Source organism: Candidatus Polarisedimenticolaceae bacterium (genome assembly GCA_036275915.1).
Taxonomy (GTDB): domain Bacteria; phylum Acidobacteriota; class Polarisedimenticolia; order Polarisedimenticolales; family DASRJG01; genus DASRJG01.
Genome location: DASUCV010000017.1, coordinates 1 through 16,165, shown reverse-complemented (window position 1 = coordinate 16,165; position 16,165 = coordinate 1). Strand labels below are relative to the sequence as shown.

16 protein-coding genes are annotated in these 16,165 nt (G+C 66.5%); all 16 read left to right on the top strand.

Features of this window, described 5'->3' with window-relative positions; all coding sequences use genetic code 11:
• Positions 1-127 precede the first annotated feature (127 nt).
• Complete coding sequence (pilM, locus tag VFV19_12880; protein HEX4825194.1) at positions 128-1,195, top strand: type IV pilus assembly protein PilM; 1,068 nt, start codon at positions 128-130, stop codon at positions 1,193-1,195.
• A gap of 3 nt (positions 1,196-1,198) precedes the next feature.
• Positions 1,199-1,825, top strand: coding sequence for a PilN domain-containing protein (locus tag VFV19_12875; GenBank protein HEX4825193.1), 627 nt, complete (start codon positions 1,199-1,201; stop codon positions 1,823-1,825).
• 12 nt (positions 1,826-1,837) lie between these two features.
• Complete coding sequence (gene pilO / locus VFV19_12870; GenBank protein HEX4825192.1) at positions 1,838-2,416, top strand: type 4a pilus biogenesis protein PilO; 579 nt, start codon at positions 1,838-1,840, stop codon at positions 2,414-2,416.
• Entirely contained in the window at positions 2,413-2,979 is a 567-nt protein-coding gene (locus VFV19_12865) for a hypothetical protein (protein ID HEX4825191.1), read from the top strand. The genes pilO and VFV19_12865 overlap by 4 nt, the downstream gene beginning before the upstream one ends.
• Entirely contained in the window at positions 2,976-4,910 is a 1,935-nt protein-coding gene (pilQ, locus tag VFV19_12860; GenBank protein HEX4825190.1) for a type IV pilus secretin PilQ, read from the top strand. Before VFV19_12865 ends, pilQ begins: the two co-directional genes overlap by 4 nt.
• 11 nt (positions 4,911-4,921) lie before the next feature.
• Positions 4,922-5,566, top strand: coding sequence for a hypothetical protein (locus VFV19_12855; GenBank protein HEX4825189.1), 645 nt, complete (start codon positions 4,922-4,924; stop codon positions 5,564-5,566).
• Positions 5,567-5,636: 70 nt separating this feature from the next.
• Positions 5,637-5,978: a hypothetical protein gene (locus VFV19_12850; protein HEX4825188.1), complete on the top strand. Its 342-nt coding sequence runs from the start codon at positions 5,637-5,639 to the stop codon at positions 5,976-5,978.
• Positions 5,968-6,324 (top strand): roadblock/LC7 domain-containing protein, encoded by a 357-nt coding sequence (locus VFV19_12845; GenBank protein HEX4825187.1) that lies wholly within the window; start codon positions 5,968-5,970, stop codon positions 6,322-6,324. The genes VFV19_12850 and VFV19_12845 overlap by 11 nt, the downstream gene beginning before the upstream one ends.
• Positions 6,325-6,391: 67 nt before the next feature.
• Positions 6,392-6,889, top strand: a complete 498-nt coding sequence (gene accB, locus VFV19_12840; GenBank protein HEX4825186.1) for an acetyl-CoA carboxylase biotin carboxyl carrier protein — start codon at positions 6,392-6,394, stop codon at positions 6,887-6,889.
• 14 nt (positions 6,890-6,903) lie between these two features.
• A complete protein-coding gene (gene accC, locus VFV19_12835) occupies positions 6,904-8,265 on the top strand; it encodes an acetyl-CoA carboxylase biotin carboxylase subunit (GenBank protein ID HEX4825185.1) in 1,362 nt (453 codons plus the stop codon).
• Positions 8,266-8,435: 170 nt separating this feature from the next.
• The gene (pilB, locus tag VFV19_12830; protein ID HEX4825184.1) at positions 8,436-10,151 is read left to right on the top strand and encodes a type IV-A pilus assembly ATPase PilB; all 1,716 of its coding nucleotides are present in this window, start codon (positions 8,436-8,438) and stop codon (positions 10,149-10,151) included.
• A 14-nt stretch (positions 10,152-10,165) separates the two neighbouring features.
• Positions 10,166-11,299 carry a type IV pilus twitching motility protein PilT gene (locus tag VFV19_12825; GenBank protein ID HEX4825183.1) on the top strand — a complete coding sequence of 378 codons (1,134 nt, stop codon included), beginning with the start codon at positions 10,166-10,168 and terminating at the stop codon, positions 11,297-11,299.
• Positions 11,300-11,326: 27 nt separating this feature from the next.
• Positions 11,327-12,529 (top strand): type II secretion system F family protein, encoded by a 1,203-nt coding sequence (locus VFV19_12820; protein ID HEX4825182.1) that lies wholly within the window; start codon positions 11,327-11,329, stop codon positions 12,527-12,529.
• A gap of 87 nt (positions 12,530-12,616) precedes the next feature.
• Entirely contained in the window at positions 12,617-14,269 is a 1,653-nt protein-coding gene (locus VFV19_12815; GenBank protein HEX4825181.1) for an ATP-binding protein, read from the top strand.
• On the top strand, positions 14,266-15,756 hold the full coding sequence (locus VFV19_12810; protein HEX4825180.1) for a sigma-54 dependent transcriptional regulator: 1,491 nt from the start codon (positions 14,266-14,268) through the stop codon (positions 15,754-15,756). Before VFV19_12815 ends, VFV19_12810 begins: the two co-directional genes overlap by 4 nt.
• A gap of 174 nt (positions 15,757-15,930) precedes the next feature.
• The coding region (locus VFV19_12805; GenBank protein HEX4825179.1) for a prepilin-type N-terminal cleavage/methylation domain-containing protein at positions 15,931-16,165 on the top strand (235 nt) is incomplete at its 3' end.

The window sequence follows — 16,165 nt, the reverse complement described above, 5'->3', positions numbered from 1 at the left end:
CTCCAGCGCCCGTGGGTGTTTCCGCATTTCCTTGACTCGCCGGGAATCAGTGACTTAGGTTAAAGCTCCACCTGGGGAGGGGGGATTAGGGACCGATCCCTGGGAGGAAGCAAGCCGCGAGGAAAATATGCTCTTCGGACGCAGCCGGACTCTCGTCGGATTGGACATCGGGGACAGCTCGATCAAGGTCGTCGAGCTTAAGGATCTTGGGAAAGGCCGGGGTTTCCAGCTCGCCAAGATGGGATCCGAGTCGCTGTCGGCAGAAGCAATCGTCGACGGCGCGATCATGGACTCCCAGATGGTCATCGAGACCATCAAGCGCCTCTTCCAGAGGCTGAAGATCAAGAACACCCAGGTGGCGACCGCGCTCTCGGGCCACTCGGTCATCGTCAAGCGGATCAGCTTGCCGGTCATGACCGCCGCGGAGCTCGCCGAGTCGATCCACTGGGAGGCCGAGCAGTACATCCCCTTCGACATCGACGACGTCAACCTCGACTACCAGATCCTCGACGGGTCCTCGCTCTCGGGCGAAGGCAACATGGACGTCCTCCTCGCAGCGGCGAAGAAGGACAAGATCAGCGACTACACGAGCGCCATCACGCAGGCCGGCCTCCAGCCGATCGCGGTGGACATCGCGGCCTTCGCCATGCAGAACGCCTTCGAGGCGAACTACGAGTTCGAGCCGCACCAGATCATCGCGCTCGTCGACATCGGCGCCGCGGTCAGCTCGATCACGGTGCTGCACGGCGGCACGTCGGTCTACTGGCGCGACATCAACGTCGGCGGGAATCAGTACACCGACGCGATCCAGAAAGACCTCAACCTCTCCGCCGAGCAGGCCGAGCGCCTGAAGCGCGGTGAGGAGATCGACGGGATCCCGTACGAGCGCGTGCTGCCGATCCTGGCCGCGGTGAACGAAGACGTGGGCACCGAGATCCAGAAGACGCTCGACTTCTTCAAGCAGATCTCCGCGACCGACGAGTCGCTCGACCGGCTCTACATCACCGGTGGGTCGGCTCAGGTCGTCCACCTCAAGGAGGCCTTGGGCGAACGGCTCCACACGCAGGTGGAGATGCTCAATCCGTTCCGCCGCATCCAGCCCGCGACGCGCGAGGTAGGGCAGGACGTCCTGAACGAGATGACGCCGACGGCGTCGGTCGCGGTCGGACTCGCCCTCCGGAAGCAGGGGGACTAAGCGATGATCAAGATCAACCTCCTCGCCGAGCGCAAGGCCCAGAAGGCCAAGGCGGCGCCGTCCGCGTCGCCGATGAAGCTCGACATGGGCGGCAGCCAGAACCTCCTGCTCGCCGGGATCATCCTCATCGGCTTCCTGGTCGCCCTCGGCTGGTCGTGGGCCCGCATGGCGGAGCTCAGCAAGGTCCAGAACGAGAAGGTCCAGGCCCAGGCCGAGCTGAAGCGGCTCGAGGACGTGCGGAAGAAGGCCGAGGCGTTCAAGAAGCAGAAGGAGCTCCTCGAGCGGAAGATCACGCTCATCACCGACCTCAAGAAGAAGCAGGCGGTGCCGGTCCACATCCTCGACCAGGTGTCGCGCAACCTCCCGGACTTCATGTGGCTCGACTCGATGACGGCCGCCTCGAACGCCATCGTCATCTCGGGCAAGGCCACGACGTACAACTCGGTCTCGAACCTCTACGACAACCTCCGGGCGTCCGGTCAGTTCACGGACGTCGTCCTCGGCAAGACCACCGAGATCACCGAGGGGGTCTCGTTCAGCTTGACCTGCCGCTACGCGCCGCCCGGGGCGAACGCCGTTGCGCAGGCCGACGCGGACACGGCGGCGCCGGCGCGCCCGCCCCAGAGCTAGGAGCGTAAAGCGATGCTCGAAAGACTGCCGTTCTGGGGCCAGGTCCTGACGATGCTGCTGCTCGCCGCAGGGCTCGTCGGCCTCGCCTACTACGCCTATCCCAACCTCAAGCAGAAGGGCGAGGAGATCCAGACGATCCGCGCCGAGCTCGACGACATGCACGCCAAGATCAACGAAGGTCATGCGATCGAGCAGAAGCTGCCGGAGTTCGAGCAGGAGGTCGCGAGCCTCCAGAGGAAGCTCGGCGACATCCAGCAGATCCTGCCGACGGACACCGAGACCGGCGACCTGCTCCGCTGGATCAAGAACATGAGCGACCAGTCGAACCTCGGCCTCAAGACGTTCGCGCCGGGCAACCTCAAGCCGGTCGACTTCTACAAAGAGTTCCCGATCGAGATGGACGTCGTGGGCCGCTATCACGACCTCGGCATCTTCCTCGATCGCGTCGCCAAGTACTCGCGCATCATCAACGTCGACAACCTCCGCATGAGTGCACTCCCCAACGGAGGCGACAAGACGATCCGCGCGACCTTCACAGCGACCACGTTCGTCTACGACGACAAGGCCGCTTCCGGGGAGGCCAAGCAGTGAAGCGGCAACTCGGTTGGTGGATCGCCGTCGGGGCGCTCATCGCCCTCGCCGCCTGGGCCGCTCCCGCCCGGGCCGCCGACAAGCCCGCTCAGGCCCCGGCTCCGTCGCCGGACGCGAAGGCCCAGGCGGATGCGCAGCAGAAGGAAGGCCAGCAAACGGTCGAGACGATCCTCAGGCAGCAGGAGGATCTCCTCGCGGGGCGAACGTTCTCCTACGATCCGGGCGGCCGGCGCGATCCGTTCCGATCGCTCATCGAGGAAGCGGCGCTCAAGGCCCACGGCCCGCGTCCCCGCGGCGTCGCCGGGATGATGGTGGCCGAGCTGGCCCTCACCGGCATCGTGCGCGACTCGTCGGGCGGCAACATCGCCGTCGTCACGGGCACGGACAGCAAAGGTTACTTCCTTCACGTCGGCGACGAGGTGTACGACGGCAGCGTGATCACGGTCGATCCCGCCGCGGGCACCGTGACGTTCCGGCAGCAGGTCGACGATCCGAGACTCATCAAACCCTATCGGGACGTGGTGAAGAGGCTGGTCCCGCAAGGGGAGGAGAAGAGCCAATGAGCAAGTACGGCAAGTTGTCCCTGGTGGCGCTGACGGCGCTCCTCTTGGCTGGCAGCGCCTTCCAGGCGAGAACGGCCGAGCCGACGGCGGGATCCGAATCCCCGGCGCTCACCCCCCCGGCGACTCCGGCCGCGGCGGCGGAGCTCCGGACCGTCAGCGTCGAGCACGACGCGTCGGGCCGTCCGGTGGTCACGCTCAGCGGCTCCGGGCCGATGGCCTACGAGACGCTCGAGCTGACGAACCCGCAGCGGCTCGTCGTCGATCTTAAGGGCACGGTCAGCCACGTCGACAAGAGCCAGGTGCCGATCGACGACGGCGGGGTCCTGCGCGTGCGCGCCGGACAGTTCCGCCGGTCGCCGGAGCCCGTCTCGCGCGTCGTCGTCGATCTCGACCGTCCCGTGCCGTACCACATCGAGCAAGCCGGCAACGACCTGAAGATCGCGTTCGGCGCCGCCGACGGCGGCGAAGCGGTCGCGAAGGCGACGCCCACGGCTGCGAAGGCCGAAGTCGCCCCGGTCGAGACGAAGGAGACGGAAGCGGTCCCGACGGCTTCCGCTGCTCCCGCCGCGACGAGCGGAAGCCGCGCCGTCTCGCAGGACGCCATCGAGAAGCTCCTGGCGAAGCCCGCGCTCCGCGCCGACGAGCCGCCGGCCGGTCTCTCGCCGGCTCCGACGACGTCGGGGAATTTCGAGACGAAGACGATCATCGGCGACAAGGCGAACTACTCCGGCAAGCGGATCTCGCTCAACCTCGTCGACACGGACATCAAGCAGATCTTCCGTCTGTTCCACGAGATCTCGGGCCTGAACTTCGTCCTCGACCCGTCGGTGGACGGCAAGGTGACGATCGTCCTCGACAACGTGCCGTGGGACCAGGCGATGGACATCATTCTCAAGAACAACGGGCTCGACAAGCAGTTCGAGAACAACGTGGTCCGCATCGCGCCGACCGCGAAGCTCGCGTCGGAGGCGGCCGCCCGCAAGCAGCTCAAGGAGGCGAAGGACCTCGAGGTCGAGCCGATCACGGTGACGCGCACCCTCTCCTACGCGAAGGCCGACGAGGTCGAGAAGGTCATCCGCGACGGCGGCGTGCTCTCCACCCGCGGCAAGGTCATCGTCGACAAGCGCACGAACGCACTCATCATCAGCGACATCCCGAAGAAGGTGCAGCCGCTCGATCAGCTCATCTCGACCCTGGACGCCGAGACGCCTCAGGTCATGATCGAGGCCCGCATCGTCGAGACGTCGAAGTCGTTCTCGCAGGACCTCGGCATCAAGTGGGGCTTCAACGCGATCGCCGACTCGTCGAAGGGGACGGGCACCGGCCTTCAGTTCCCCGCGAACGCGTCGGCGAAGTACGGCTTGAACCTCCCGGGCGCCGGCACCGCGTCGACGCTGGCGTTCTCGTTCGGGAACATCCTGGACTCGTTCACGCTCGACATCGCGCTCTCCGACCTCGAAACGGAAGGGCAGGCGCGCGTCCTGTCGTCGCCGAAGATCGCGACGCAGAACAACGAGCGCGCGGAGATCGAGCAGGGCGTCCGCATCCCGGTCGTCAGCACCACCGCGACCGAGATCAACGTCGAGTTCGTCTCGGCGTCGCTCCGCCTCGCGGTCACGCCGCAGATCACCGCCGACGGGACGGTCGCGATGGACGTCATCGTCGAGAACAACACGCCGGACTTCGTCAACCGCGTCGGTGACGTCCCGCCGATCAACACGCAGCGCGCGCAGACGAAGGTGCTCGTCGCGGACGGCGGCACGGCGGTCATCGGCGGCATCTTCACCGTCAACGAAGGCAAGAGCGAGGTGGGCGTTCCGTGGTTCCGCAAGATCCCCGGCCTCGGCTGGCTGTTCAAGACCCGCAACATCACGAACGAGAACCGGGAGTTGCTCATCTTCATCACCCCCAAGATCGTCAAGGTCGGGTAGCGGAGGCTCGCATGCGTAACACGACGAAGATCCTGGCCGGCTGTCTCCTCGCCGCGGCAGGCGCCTGGATCGCGGGATGCAACAGCGCGATCGACAGCGGTAACGGTCCGGCGGTCGTCCTCGAGACCGAGAACCTGACGATCCCGCCGATCACAGCCGCCGCCGATCAAAACAGCGGGGGATGCACCTACACGGTCACGAACGCGACCGTGACCCTCAAGAACAAGCCGAAGAACTCGGGGGCGGACAAGTCGCCGTTCAACGACATCCTGATGCAGGGTGTCGACATCAACTACACGTGGGACGACGGGAACGGCGTCGCGGCCTACAGCGCGGGGCTCGGCGGCTCGGTGGCGGCGAACGGCTCCTCGACCGCGCAGTTCGCCCCGGTGGGGCTGGCCGACCTCGTGGCGGGGAATCGCGCGGGGCACTCGGCGGCGCTCAGCCTCAAATTCCGCGGCACGACGGTCTCCGGCGACAACGTGACGACGACGACCGGCGGCTCGCTCCTGGTCAATAGCTGCGCGACGGTTCCCGTCGGCGCGTGCTGCTTGATCTCGGGCGCGTGCAACGTCTCGAGCCAGGCCACGTGCGTCGCGAACGCCGGCACGTATCAGGGCGACAACACGTCCTGCCTCACGACGCCCTGTAACTGACCGATTCCGTGTTTCGAGTATCCTCGGCCCTCCCGCACCGCGGGGGGGCCGTTTTGTTTTCGGAGCCGTGATGGGAACCTTGGGACCGGACGGAGAGTTCGCGACCCTCACGCACGCGAGGCTCCGCGCGTCGCAGGGGGACGTGGCGGGCGCGGCACGGATCGTCCGCGTGATCCTGCGCGCGCAGCCCGGCCACGAGGAGGCGCGTGCGTTCCTCGCCTCGCTCGAGGGGCGCGTCGCGGTGACGTATCGCGAGCGGCGCGAGCCGGAGCCCCGGGCGGCCGCGCCTGCGGAGGCGGCGGCGCTGGCTCCGGCGTTCCGCCGGGCCCTCGACGAGGGGCAGGCCGCCGCGCGCCTCGAGGCGTGGGTCGAGAGAATCCGAAAGGGCAGGGGCGAACGGCGTGCTCGATGAGGTGCTGGGCCGGGTCATGACCGGCGTCGACGGGGCCCGGTGCATCGTCCTGGCGGCGCGCGACGGGGTCGTGGTGGCGGCGCGGGCGAGGAACGGAGCCCCCTCGCCGGAGCTCATCGCCGCGTCGATGGCCGACCTCTTCGAGAAGGTCGGGTCCACGTTCGACCGGGAAGGTCTGGGCGCAGCGGCGGAGGTCGCCGTCGGGGGCGTCGACGGTCACGTCATGATGCGAGCCGTGACGCCGGATTACCTCCTCGCGATCGCACTCGCCGCCGGCGGCAGCCTCGGACGCGCCCGGTGGGAGCTGCGCCGCGCCGCCGCGGATCTGGTCGCGGAACTCTCCTGAGCCTCGCCCCCTCGCTTGTGCCTCGCCCGCGCAGGGTGATAGCCTGCGCCGATTCGCCGGGGGAACCTTGGACGCGAAAGAGCTGCGCGAGCTGATCGAGCTCATCTCGAAGTCGAACTTCGTGACGTTCGAGCTCGAGCGGGAAGGGTTCAAGCTGAAGCTGGAGAAGAGCGGCGGTGTTCCACCGCCGGCGATCGTCGTCGCGGCGCCCGCCAACGCTCCCAGCCTGCCGATGCCCGCGCCCATGGGGGTGGCCCCCCAGGCGGTGGCGCAACCGCCGTTGCCGCCGTCCCCGGCCGCGCCGGCGGTGGCTTCCGGCCTCGTCGACGTCAAGTCGCCGATCGTCGGGACGTTCTTCCGGCAGCCCAGCCCGACCGCCTCGCCTTTCGTCGAGCCGGGGAGCCGCGTGAAGAAGGGCCAGGTCCTCTGCATCATCGAGGCGATGAAGCTCATGAACGAGATCGAAGCCGAGATGGACGCCGAGGTCGTCGAGATTCCCGTCGCGAACGGGCAGCCGGTCGAGTTCGGCGAGGTCCTCTTCCGGCTCCGGCCGATGGCGTCCTAGAGGGCGAAGACGCCTTGTTCCGGAAGATCCTCATCGCCAACCGCGGCGAGATCGCGCTCCGGGTCATCCTCGCCTGCAAAGAGCTGGGGATCAAGACGGTCGCCGTGCACTCGACCGCCGACGCCGACGCGCTCCACGTCAAGTTCGCCGACGAGGACGTCTGCATCGGCCCTCCGCAGTCGCGCGAGAGCTACCTCAACATCTCCGCGGTGCTCTCGGCGGCGGAGATCACCGGCGCCGAGGCGGTTCATCCCGGCTACGGCTTCCTCTCCGAGAACGCGCACTTCGCCGAGGTCTGCCGCGAGGTCGGCCTCACGTTCATCGGGCCTCCGCCCGACGTGATCCGGCGCATGGGGGACAAAGCCGAGGCGATCCGCACGGTCCGCGCCGTGGGCGTCCCGACGATCCCGGGCAGCGGCGGCGTGCTCGAGACGGAGGAGCAGGCGCGCGAGGTCGCCGAGCGGATCGGCTACCCGGTGCTCGTCAAGGCCTCGGCCGGCGGAGGCGGCCGCGGCATGCGGGTCGTCCCCGAGCCCGACGAGCTGCCGCGCCTCCTCGAGGCGGCGCGCACGGAGGCGTTCGCCTCGTTCGGCGTCCCCGACGTGTACATGGAGAAGTACCTGGTCCAGCCGCGGCACATCGAGGTGCAGGTCTTCGGCGACACACACGGGAACCTCCTCCACCTCTTCGAGCGCGAGTGCTCGATCCAGAGGCGGCACCAGAAGCTCCTCGAGGAATCGCCGTCGACCGCGCTCGACGAGGCCCTGCGCGCACGGATGACCGAGGCCGCGCTCCGTGCGGCGAGCGCCGTCAACTACGTCAACGCGGGCACGATCGAGTTCCTGCTCGACGTCACCGGCGACTTCTACTTCATCGAGATGAACACACGGATTCAGGTCGAACACCCGGTCACCGAGATGGTGACCGGCATCGACCTGATCAAGGAGCAGCTCCGCGTCGCGGCCGGCGAGCCGATCTCCTTCGGTCAGGACGATCTCAAGCTCCAGGGTCACGCGGTCGAGTGCCGGATCAACGCGGAAGATCCCGACACGTTCGCGCCGAGCCCCGGAAAGATCCGCACCTTTCACGTTCCGGGCGGGCCCGGTATCCGCGTCGACACCGCTTGCTACGCCGAGGCATACGTCCCGCCGTACTACGACTCGATGATCGCGAAGGTCATCGCCCACGGGAACACCCGCGGCGAGGCGATCCTCCGGATGCGCCGGGCGCTCGAATCCTTCGTCGTCGAGGGGATCCAGACCAACGTGAAGCTCCAGCAGCGCATCCTCACCGACGAAGACTTCGTCCGGGGCCGGCTCTCGACGCGGTTCATGGAGCGCTTCGTCGCCGCCCCGAAGCGCGCCGAAGCCGACTAGGCCGGCAAGCCCGAAAAGCGTTCTCGGCTGCCCCGAACTGACAATTGGGGCGCGTCCTTGACAATAATTTTCACGGAACCTAGATTCGCGCCGGCCAAAGTTCTATGTGCGCCGACATATTTGTATAGGCACACTGGGGTTAGTTCAATAGCTGGAGGGCCGGGGCAACCATGGCGGTCAAGCTCGGAGAGATGCTCCTCAAGGCGGGGATGATCACCCAGCCACAGCTCCAAGAAGCACTCGAAGCGCAGAAGAAAGGCGGGGGGAAGCTCGGGTTCAACCTCGTCAAGCTCGGGTTCGTCAAGGAAGACGACATCACGCAGCTCCTCTCCGATCAGTACGGCGTTCCATCGATCAACCTCCGCCACTTCGAGATCGACGAGTCGGTCATCAACCTGATCCCGTCCGAGGTCGCGCAGAAGTACCTCGTCCTCCCGGTGAACCGCACCGGGGCGACGCTCACCATCTCGATGGCCGATCCGACGAACGTCTTCGCGATGGACGACATCAAGTTCATGACCGGCTACAACGTCGAGCCGGTCGTCGCGAGCGAGATCGCGATCCGCGAGGCGATCGAGAAGTACTACGGCTCGTCCCATGCCCTCGAGCTCAAGAAGGTCATGGACGAGATGGCCGAGCAAGACACCGAAGCCCTCGAGCTCATGGAAGAGGACGAGGAGATCGATGTCCACAAGCTCGAGCAGGTCTCCGAAGAAGCGCCGGTCGTCCGCCTGGTGAACATCATCCTCACCGACTCGATCAAGAAGGGCGCCTCCGACATTCACATCGAGCCGTACGAGAAGGACTTCCGCGTCCGCTTCCGTGTCGACGGCGTGCTGTACGAGATCATGCACCCGCCGATGAAGCTGAAGGACGCGATCACGAGCCGCCTCAAGATCATGGCGAAGCTCGACATCTCCGAGAAGCGCCTTCCTCAGGACGGCCGCATCAAGATCAAGATGAAGCTCCAGGGGAAGATGAAGGAGATGGATTACCGCGTCTCCGTCCTCCCGACGCTCTTCGGCGAGAAGATCGTCATGCGTCTCCTCGACAAGGACAACCTGGTGCTCGACATGACGCGTCTCGGCTTCGAGGTCGAGTCGCTCGGGAAGTTCGAGCGTCAGATCTTGAAGCCCTACGGCATGGTGCTCGTGACGGGACCGACGGGGTCCGGCAAGACGAACACGCTCTACTCGTCGATCGCGCGCGTCAACACGCCGGAGACGAACATCATGACCGCCGAGGACCCGGTCGAATTCAACCTGCACGGCATCAACCAGGTGCAGATGAAGGAGCAGATCGGCCTCAACTTCGCCGCGTCCTTGCGCGCCTTCCTGCGCCAGGACCCGAACATCATCCTCGTCGGCGAGATCCGCGACTTCGAAACCGCCGAGATCGCGGTCAAGGCCGCGCTCACGGGCCACCTCGTCCTCTCGACGCTTCACACGAACGATGCGCCCTCGACGATCAACCGGCTCATGAACATGGGCATCGAGCCGTTCCTCGTCGCGACCTCGGTCAACCTGATCTGCGCCCAGCGTCTCGTGCGCCGGATCTGCAAGGACTGCAAGGAAGAGATCCAGGTCCCGGCGCAGGCGCTCGTCGACATCGGATTCTCCGTCGACGAGGCGAGCAAGGTGCGGCTCCTCAAGGGGCGCGGTTGCCCGAACTGCAACAACACCGGCTACCGCGGCCGCGTCGGGCTCTTCGAGGTCATGGAGATCAGTGACGAGCTGCGCGAGCTGATCCTCTCGGGCGCTTCCGCGATGGAGCTCCGGAGGAAGGCGATGGAAGAGGGAATGATCACGCTCCGCATGTCGGGCCTCCAAAAGCTCAAGGACGGCCAGACGAGCGTCGAGGAAGTCGTCCGCGAGACCGTGCTCTAGACAAGGAGACAGCGATGTCCGTGACGATGCACCAGCTCTTGAAGACGCTCGTGGACCAGAGCGGGACCGACCTCCACATCACCACGAACTCGCCGCCGCAGATCCGGATCGACGGCAAGATGGTCCCCCTCCAGCTCCCGCCGATGACCGCCGCGGAAACGAAGCAGGTCGTCTACAGCGTGCTCACGGACAACCAGAAGCACCGCCTCGAGGAGACGCTCGAGGTCGACTTCTCGTTCGGCGTCAAGGGGCTCGCGCGGTTTCGCGCCAACGTGTTCTTCCAGAGGGGCGCCGTCGCCGGCGCGTTCCGCACCATCCCGTGGGAGATGCGGAATTTCAAGGACCTGGGCCTTCCCGACGTCGTCGCCAACCTCTGCGAGCGCCCCCGCGGCCTGATCCTCGTCACGGGGCCGACGGGCTCCGGGAAGACGACGACGCTCGCGGCGATGCTCGACAAGGTCAACAAGGAGCGCCACGAGCACATCGTCACGATCGAGGACCCGATCGAGTATCTTCACGCACACCAGAAGTGCCTCGTCAACCAGCGTGAGCTGCACGCCGACACCCACTCGTTCGCGAACGCGCTCCGGTCGGTCCTCCGCCAGGACCCCGACGTCGTGCTCATCGGCGAAATGCGCGACCTCGAGACGATCGAGTCGGCGCTCCGCATCGCCGAGACGGGCCACCTCACGTTCGCGACGCTGCACACGAACTCCGCGGCCCAGACGATCAACCGCATCATCGACGTCTTTCCGGCTCACCAGCAGTCGCAGATCCGCGCGCAGCTCTCGTTCGTGCTCGAAGGCATCCTCTGCCAGTCGCTGCTCCCGCGCGCGACGGGCCACGGCCGCGCGCTGGCGCTCGAGATCCTCGTGCCGAACTCCGCGATCCGGAACCTCATCCGCGAGGACAAGGTCCACCAGATCTACTCGGCGATGCAGACCGGCCAGGCGCAGTACGGGATGCAAACGTTCAACCAGTCGCTCGCGACGCTCTACTTCAAGAAGCAGATCACGCTCCAGCTGGCCGTCTCGATGTCGTCGCACCCCGATGAGCTGCAGGACATGATCAACCGGGGCGCGGGCCTCATCAACCAGCCGGCCGCAGCAGGCGCCGCCGGCGGCCGCCGGCCGCCCGAGCGCCGGTAAGCGATAGGACAGGGAGGAGGACGACCGATGCCGAATTTCGCGTGGAAAGGCCGCACGCGCGCCGGGAAGATGCAGGAAGGGGTCCTCGTCGCGGACAACAAGGACGCCGTGATCGCCGTGCTGCGCAAGCAGCAGATCATGGTGACCGGGGTGACCGAGAAGGGGAAGGAGTTCGCCCTGCCCAAGATGGGCGGGAGCATCTCGCGGAAAGAGATCGCGATCTTCACCCGGCAGTTCTCGGTCATGATCGACGCGGGCCTGCCGCTCGTCCAGTGCCTCGAGATCCTGGGGAGCCAGCAGGAGAATCGCGTCTTCCAGAAGATCCTGTTCGAGGTGCGCCAGGACGTCGAGTCCGGCGCGACACTCGCCGACGCGCTCCGCAAGCACCCGAAGGCGTTCGACGACCTCTACTGCAACATGGTCGCCGCCGGCGAGGCCGGCGGTATTCTCGACACGATCCTGCAGCGCCTGTCGCAGTACATCGAGAAGATCGTCAAGCTCCGGTCGGCCGTGCGCTCCGCGATGGTCTACCCGGTCGCGGTCATCACGATCGCCATCGCGGTCGTCTGGATCATCCTCTGGAAGGTCATTCCGACGTTCGCGACCCTGTTCGCAGGACTCGGCGCCCAGCTCCCGCTCCCGACCCGCATCACGATCGCGCTCTCCAAGTTCATCGGGGCGTGGTGGTGGCTCGTGTTCCTCATGATCGGCCTCGGGTGCTACGCCATCTTCCGCTATCACAAGACCTATCAGGGCAAGCGCGTCCTCGACAAGATCCTCCTCAAGCTCCCAGTCCTCGGCCAGGTCTTGAAGAAGATCGCGGTCGCGCGCTTCTGCCGCACGCTCGGAACGCTCGTGTCGTCCGGCGTTCCGATCCTGGACGGCCTCGAGATCACGGCGCGCACCGCCGGGAACGCCATCGTCGAGGATGCCATCATGGCGACGCGCAAGAGCATCGAGGAGGGCAAGACGATCGCCGAGCCGCTCCGCGGCCACGACGTGTTCCCCCCGATGGTCGTCCAGATGGTCGCCGTCGGCGAGCAGACCGGCGCGCTCGAGACGATGCTCAACAAGATCGCGGATTTCTACGAGGACGAGGTCGACGAGGCGACGGCCAATCTGCTCGCGCTCCTCGAGCCGATCATGATCTGCTTCCTCGGCGTCGTCATCGGCGGTATCGTGATCTCGATGTACATGCCGATGTTCGACCTCATCAACAAGATCAACTGATCGTCCGCCGGAGAGGGCGGGGGCGGCGACGCCCCCGCCCGCCCCATCATGAACCCTATCGAGCTCGAACGGCAGCTGCGGCGCCTCATGATCCTCCGGGTGGTCACGGTGACCACCCTCCTCATCGCGGCGTTCGCCATCGAGCTCGCGCTCAAACCCGGCCAGACCGTCCGTCCCCTGTTCGTGCTCAGTGCGGGGGCCTACGGGATGGTCCTCGCCTACGCGGTCCTCGATCGCTGGATGAAGGGGACGCTTCCGTTCATCTATCTCCAGATCGTGGGCGACGCGCTCGTCGTGACGGCCTTCGTCCGGATCACCGGGGGGATCGACAGCCCGATGTCGTTCCTCTACCTCCTGCCGATCGCGGTCGCGTCGATGCTCCTCCTCCGGCGCGGCGGTCTCACGATCGCCGGCGTCTGCTTCGCCTTCTATGCGGCGCTCGTGCTCCACGACGGAGGCCTCCTCGGGGTCGGACGCTTCCTGGGCCCGATCGAGCCGGCCGAGCCGTGGCGAACCTCGTACTTCCTCATCGTCCACGCCTTCTCGTTCGTCGCGGTCGCGCTCCTGTCCTCGTATCTCGCGGAGCGCGTCCAGCGCCAGTCGACCGAGCTCGACGCGCGGGACGCGTCGGTCGCACGCCTGACGGCCCTGAACGAGAACATCATCGAGTCGATCCACAGCGGTCTCATCACGACCGATCTCGAGGGCATCGTCAATTTCATGAACCGCGGAGGCGCCGAGATCATCGGCCGCTCCCAGGGCAACGTCCTCGGGGCGCCGATCGCCTCGCTCCTCGGGCTCGATCCGGCGTGGCGCAAGGCCGCCGACGAGGCACTCGGCGCCTCGCGCCGCCATCGGTTCGAGCGCTACACCGGGGGACCGGAAGGCTCCCGCATCTTCCTCGGGATCGCGGTCTCGAACCTGAAAGATCGCGACGGCCTTCCGCTCGGCTACATCTTCACGTTCCAGGATCTGACCGAGCTCTATGCCGCGGAGCAGCAGATGCGTCTCAAGGAGCGCATGGCGGCGCTCGGGCAGATGGCGGCTGGGATGGCGCACGAGCTCAGGAACCCCCTGGCCGCGATCAGCGGGTCGGTCCAGTACCTGAAAGGCGATCTCCGTCCCTCGGGTGAAACGCTCGAGCTGATGGACATCATTCTCCGGGAATCCCAGCGGCTCGATCAGGCGATCCGCGACTTCCTGACGTTCGCGCGGCCCGGACGGTTCGCGCCGCAGCGGGCCGACGTCGTCCGCCTCCTCGAGGATCATCTGAAGCTCCTGCGCAAGAGCCGGGAGTTCACGGGCGCGCACCGGCTCGAGACGCGGTACGCGAGTGCGTCGCTCCGCTGCGATGTCGACCCGAACCGGATGAAACAGGTGTTCTGGAACCTCTCGACGAACGCGCTCAAGGCGATGCCGCAGGGGGGCGCCCTCACCATCACGGTCGCCGAGGACGACGCCCGGAACGAGATCACGGTGGCGTTCGCCGACGAAGGGGTGGGCATGGACGAGAGGACCCGCGAGGGATACTTCCAGCCGTTCCGCAGCGCCTTCGACGAGGGCACCGGCCTCGGTGCCGCGATTGTCTATCGTCTCGTCGAAGAGCACGGCGGCCGGATCGCCGTCGAGTCCACGCCGGGGCGGGGCACGACGGTGAGCGTCACCGTCCCGAAGCGGCGCGGCAGCGCCGTGGACGAGGTCGAGGCGCCGCTCACGGCGGCGGGAGGGATCGAGGCGTGAACAGGGTGCTCGTGGTCGAAGACGAGAAGAGCATGCGCGATCTCCTCTCGCTCATGCTCCGCAAGGAAGGTTACTCCGTGGAGACGGCCGACAGCGGGACGCAGGCGGTCTCCCGGCTGGCGAAGGATCCCGCCTACGATCTCATCGTCACCGACGTGTCGATGCCGGGCATGACCGGTCTCGAGCTCTTGAGGCACGCGCGGCGGACGGTGCCCGACTCCTCCGTCATCCTCATGACGGCGTACGGCTCCAAGGAGACGGCGATCGAGGCGCTCAACGAGGGGGCGGCCTACTACGTCGAGAAGCCTTTCGATCTCGACGAGATGAAGGTCGTCGTCCGGAAGACGATCGACCAGAAGCGGATCGCGAGCGAGAACGCCGACCTGAAGTCGGAGAACCAAGGCCTCAAGGCCGAGCTCGCGGGACGCTACCGTTTCGAGGGCCTCATCGGCCGCAGCGGCAAGATGCAGGCGATCTTCCAGCTCATCGAGCGGGTCGCCGGCACCGGCAGCACGGTCATGATCTCCGGCGAGTCCGGCACCGGCAAGGAGCTCATCGCGCGCGCGGTCCACTACAACAGCGGCCACGGCGACCGCCCGTTCATGGCGATCAACTGCGGCGCCCTTCCCGACGAGCTGCTCGAGAGCGAGCTGTTCGGCCATATGAAGGGCTCGTTCACCGGCGCGGTCGCGACGAAGAAGGGACTCTTCGAGGTCGCGAGCGGCGGCACGATTTTCCTCGACGAAATCGGCGAGACGACCCCCGCGATGCAGATCAAGCTGCTCCGCGTGCTGCAGGAACGCACGATCCGCCGCGTCGGCGGAACGGAGGAGATCCCGGTCGACGTGCGCGTCATCACGGCGACGAACCAGGACCTGGAGAAGATGGTCCGCGAGAAGTCGTTCCGCGAGGACCTGTTCTACCGGATCAACGTGATCCCCATCCGGATGCCGGCGCTTCGCGAGAAGCCCGAGGACATCCCCGCGCTCGCCGAGCATTTCCTCGCCAAATGCCGCGCCGCCATCGGCAAGGGGGCGGCGGGCATCTCCGAGGAAGCGATGGATTGCCTCGAGGCCTACCGGTGGCCGGGAAACGTCCGCGAGCTCGAAAACGTCATCGAGCGGGCGGTCGCGCTCGAGCCGACCGACCTCATCCATACCGACAGCCTCCCCCGCGAGATGCGCGGCGGCTCGGGTCGCGGTGAGATCGACGTCGTCCTGCCCGAGTCCGGGATCGATCTCGAGGCCCACCTCGAAGATCTGCGCCGCCGGTACATGGCCGAAGCGATGGAGCGTGCCCATCAAGTGCAGACCCGGGCGGCGGAGCTCCTGGGCATGACGTTCCGCTCGTTCCGCTATTTTGCGAAGAAATACGGGCTGACGCGGGCCGAGCCCGGAACGATCGAAGCCGCCGCCGAGGATCTCGCGACCCAGGAGGAATCCGGCGAGAGTGCCGATGAACGTCACATCCGGCCCCGCGCGGTGTAAGCCGATGTCACCTCGCGACCCCGACATGCTGGCGAGCCGTAAGAACCTCCGTCACAATTGTGCCTTCGTTTCAGGATTGTTCAGGTTCGAGGTGCCGTTCGGGAGAGCGAGAAGCCGCTGGCACCGCGGTTGCTGAATACGCCGTGGGGTCCTGACAATGGGAGAACAAGAGTGATGAGAAAGAGCCAGAAGGGTTTCACGCTGATCGAGCTTCTGATCGTCGTCGCGATCATCGGCATCATCGCCGCGATCGCGATCCCGAACCTCCTGAACGCGATCGACCGCGGCAAGCAGAAGCGGACGATGGCCGACATGCGCTCGATCGGCACCGCGGTCGAGTCGTACGCCGTCGACCAGAACGTCTACCCGGTGGCGGCCTCGTCCGCGACGCTCGCGACCCTCGTGCAGC

Bases quoted from the DNA above. Each gene is read 5' to 3' on its own strand.
- pilM (HEX4825194.1), top strand. From the start codon at position 128: ATGCTCTTCGGACGCAGCCGGACTCTCGTCGGATTGGACATCGGGGAC.
- VFV19_12875 (HEX4825193.1), top strand. From the start codon at position 1,199: ATGATCAAGATCAACCTCCTCGCCGAGCGCAAGGCCCAGAAGGCCAAG.
- pilO (HEX4825192.1), top strand. From the start codon at position 1,838: ATGCTCGAAAGACTGCCGTTCTGGGGCCAGGTCCTGACGATGCTGCTG.
- pilQ (HEX4825190.1), top strand. From the start codon at position 2,976: ATGAGCAAGTACGGCAAGTTGTCCCTGGTGGCGCTGACGGCGCTCCTC.
- VFV19_12855 (HEX4825189.1), top strand. From the start codon at position 4,922: ATGCGTAACACGACGAAGATCCTGGCCGGCTGTCTCCTCGCCGCGGCA.
- VFV19_12850 (HEX4825188.1), top strand. From the start codon at position 5,637: ATGGGAACCTTGGGACCGGACGGAGAGTTCGCGACCCTCACGCACGCG.
- pilB (HEX4825184.1), top strand. From the start codon at position 8,436: ATGGCGGTCAAGCTCGGAGAGATGCTCCTCAAGGCGGGGATGATCACC.
- VFV19_12825 (HEX4825183.1), top strand. From the start codon at position 10,166: ATGTCCGTGACGATGCACCAGCTCTTGAAGACGCTCGTGGACCAGAGC.
- VFV19_12820 (HEX4825182.1), top strand. From the start codon at position 11,327: ATGCCGAATTTCGCGTGGAAAGGCCGCACGCGCGCCGGGAAGATGCAG.
- VFV19_12815 (HEX4825181.1), top strand. From the start codon at position 12,617: ATGATCCTCCGGGTGGTCACGGTGACCACCCTCCTCATCGCGGCGTTC.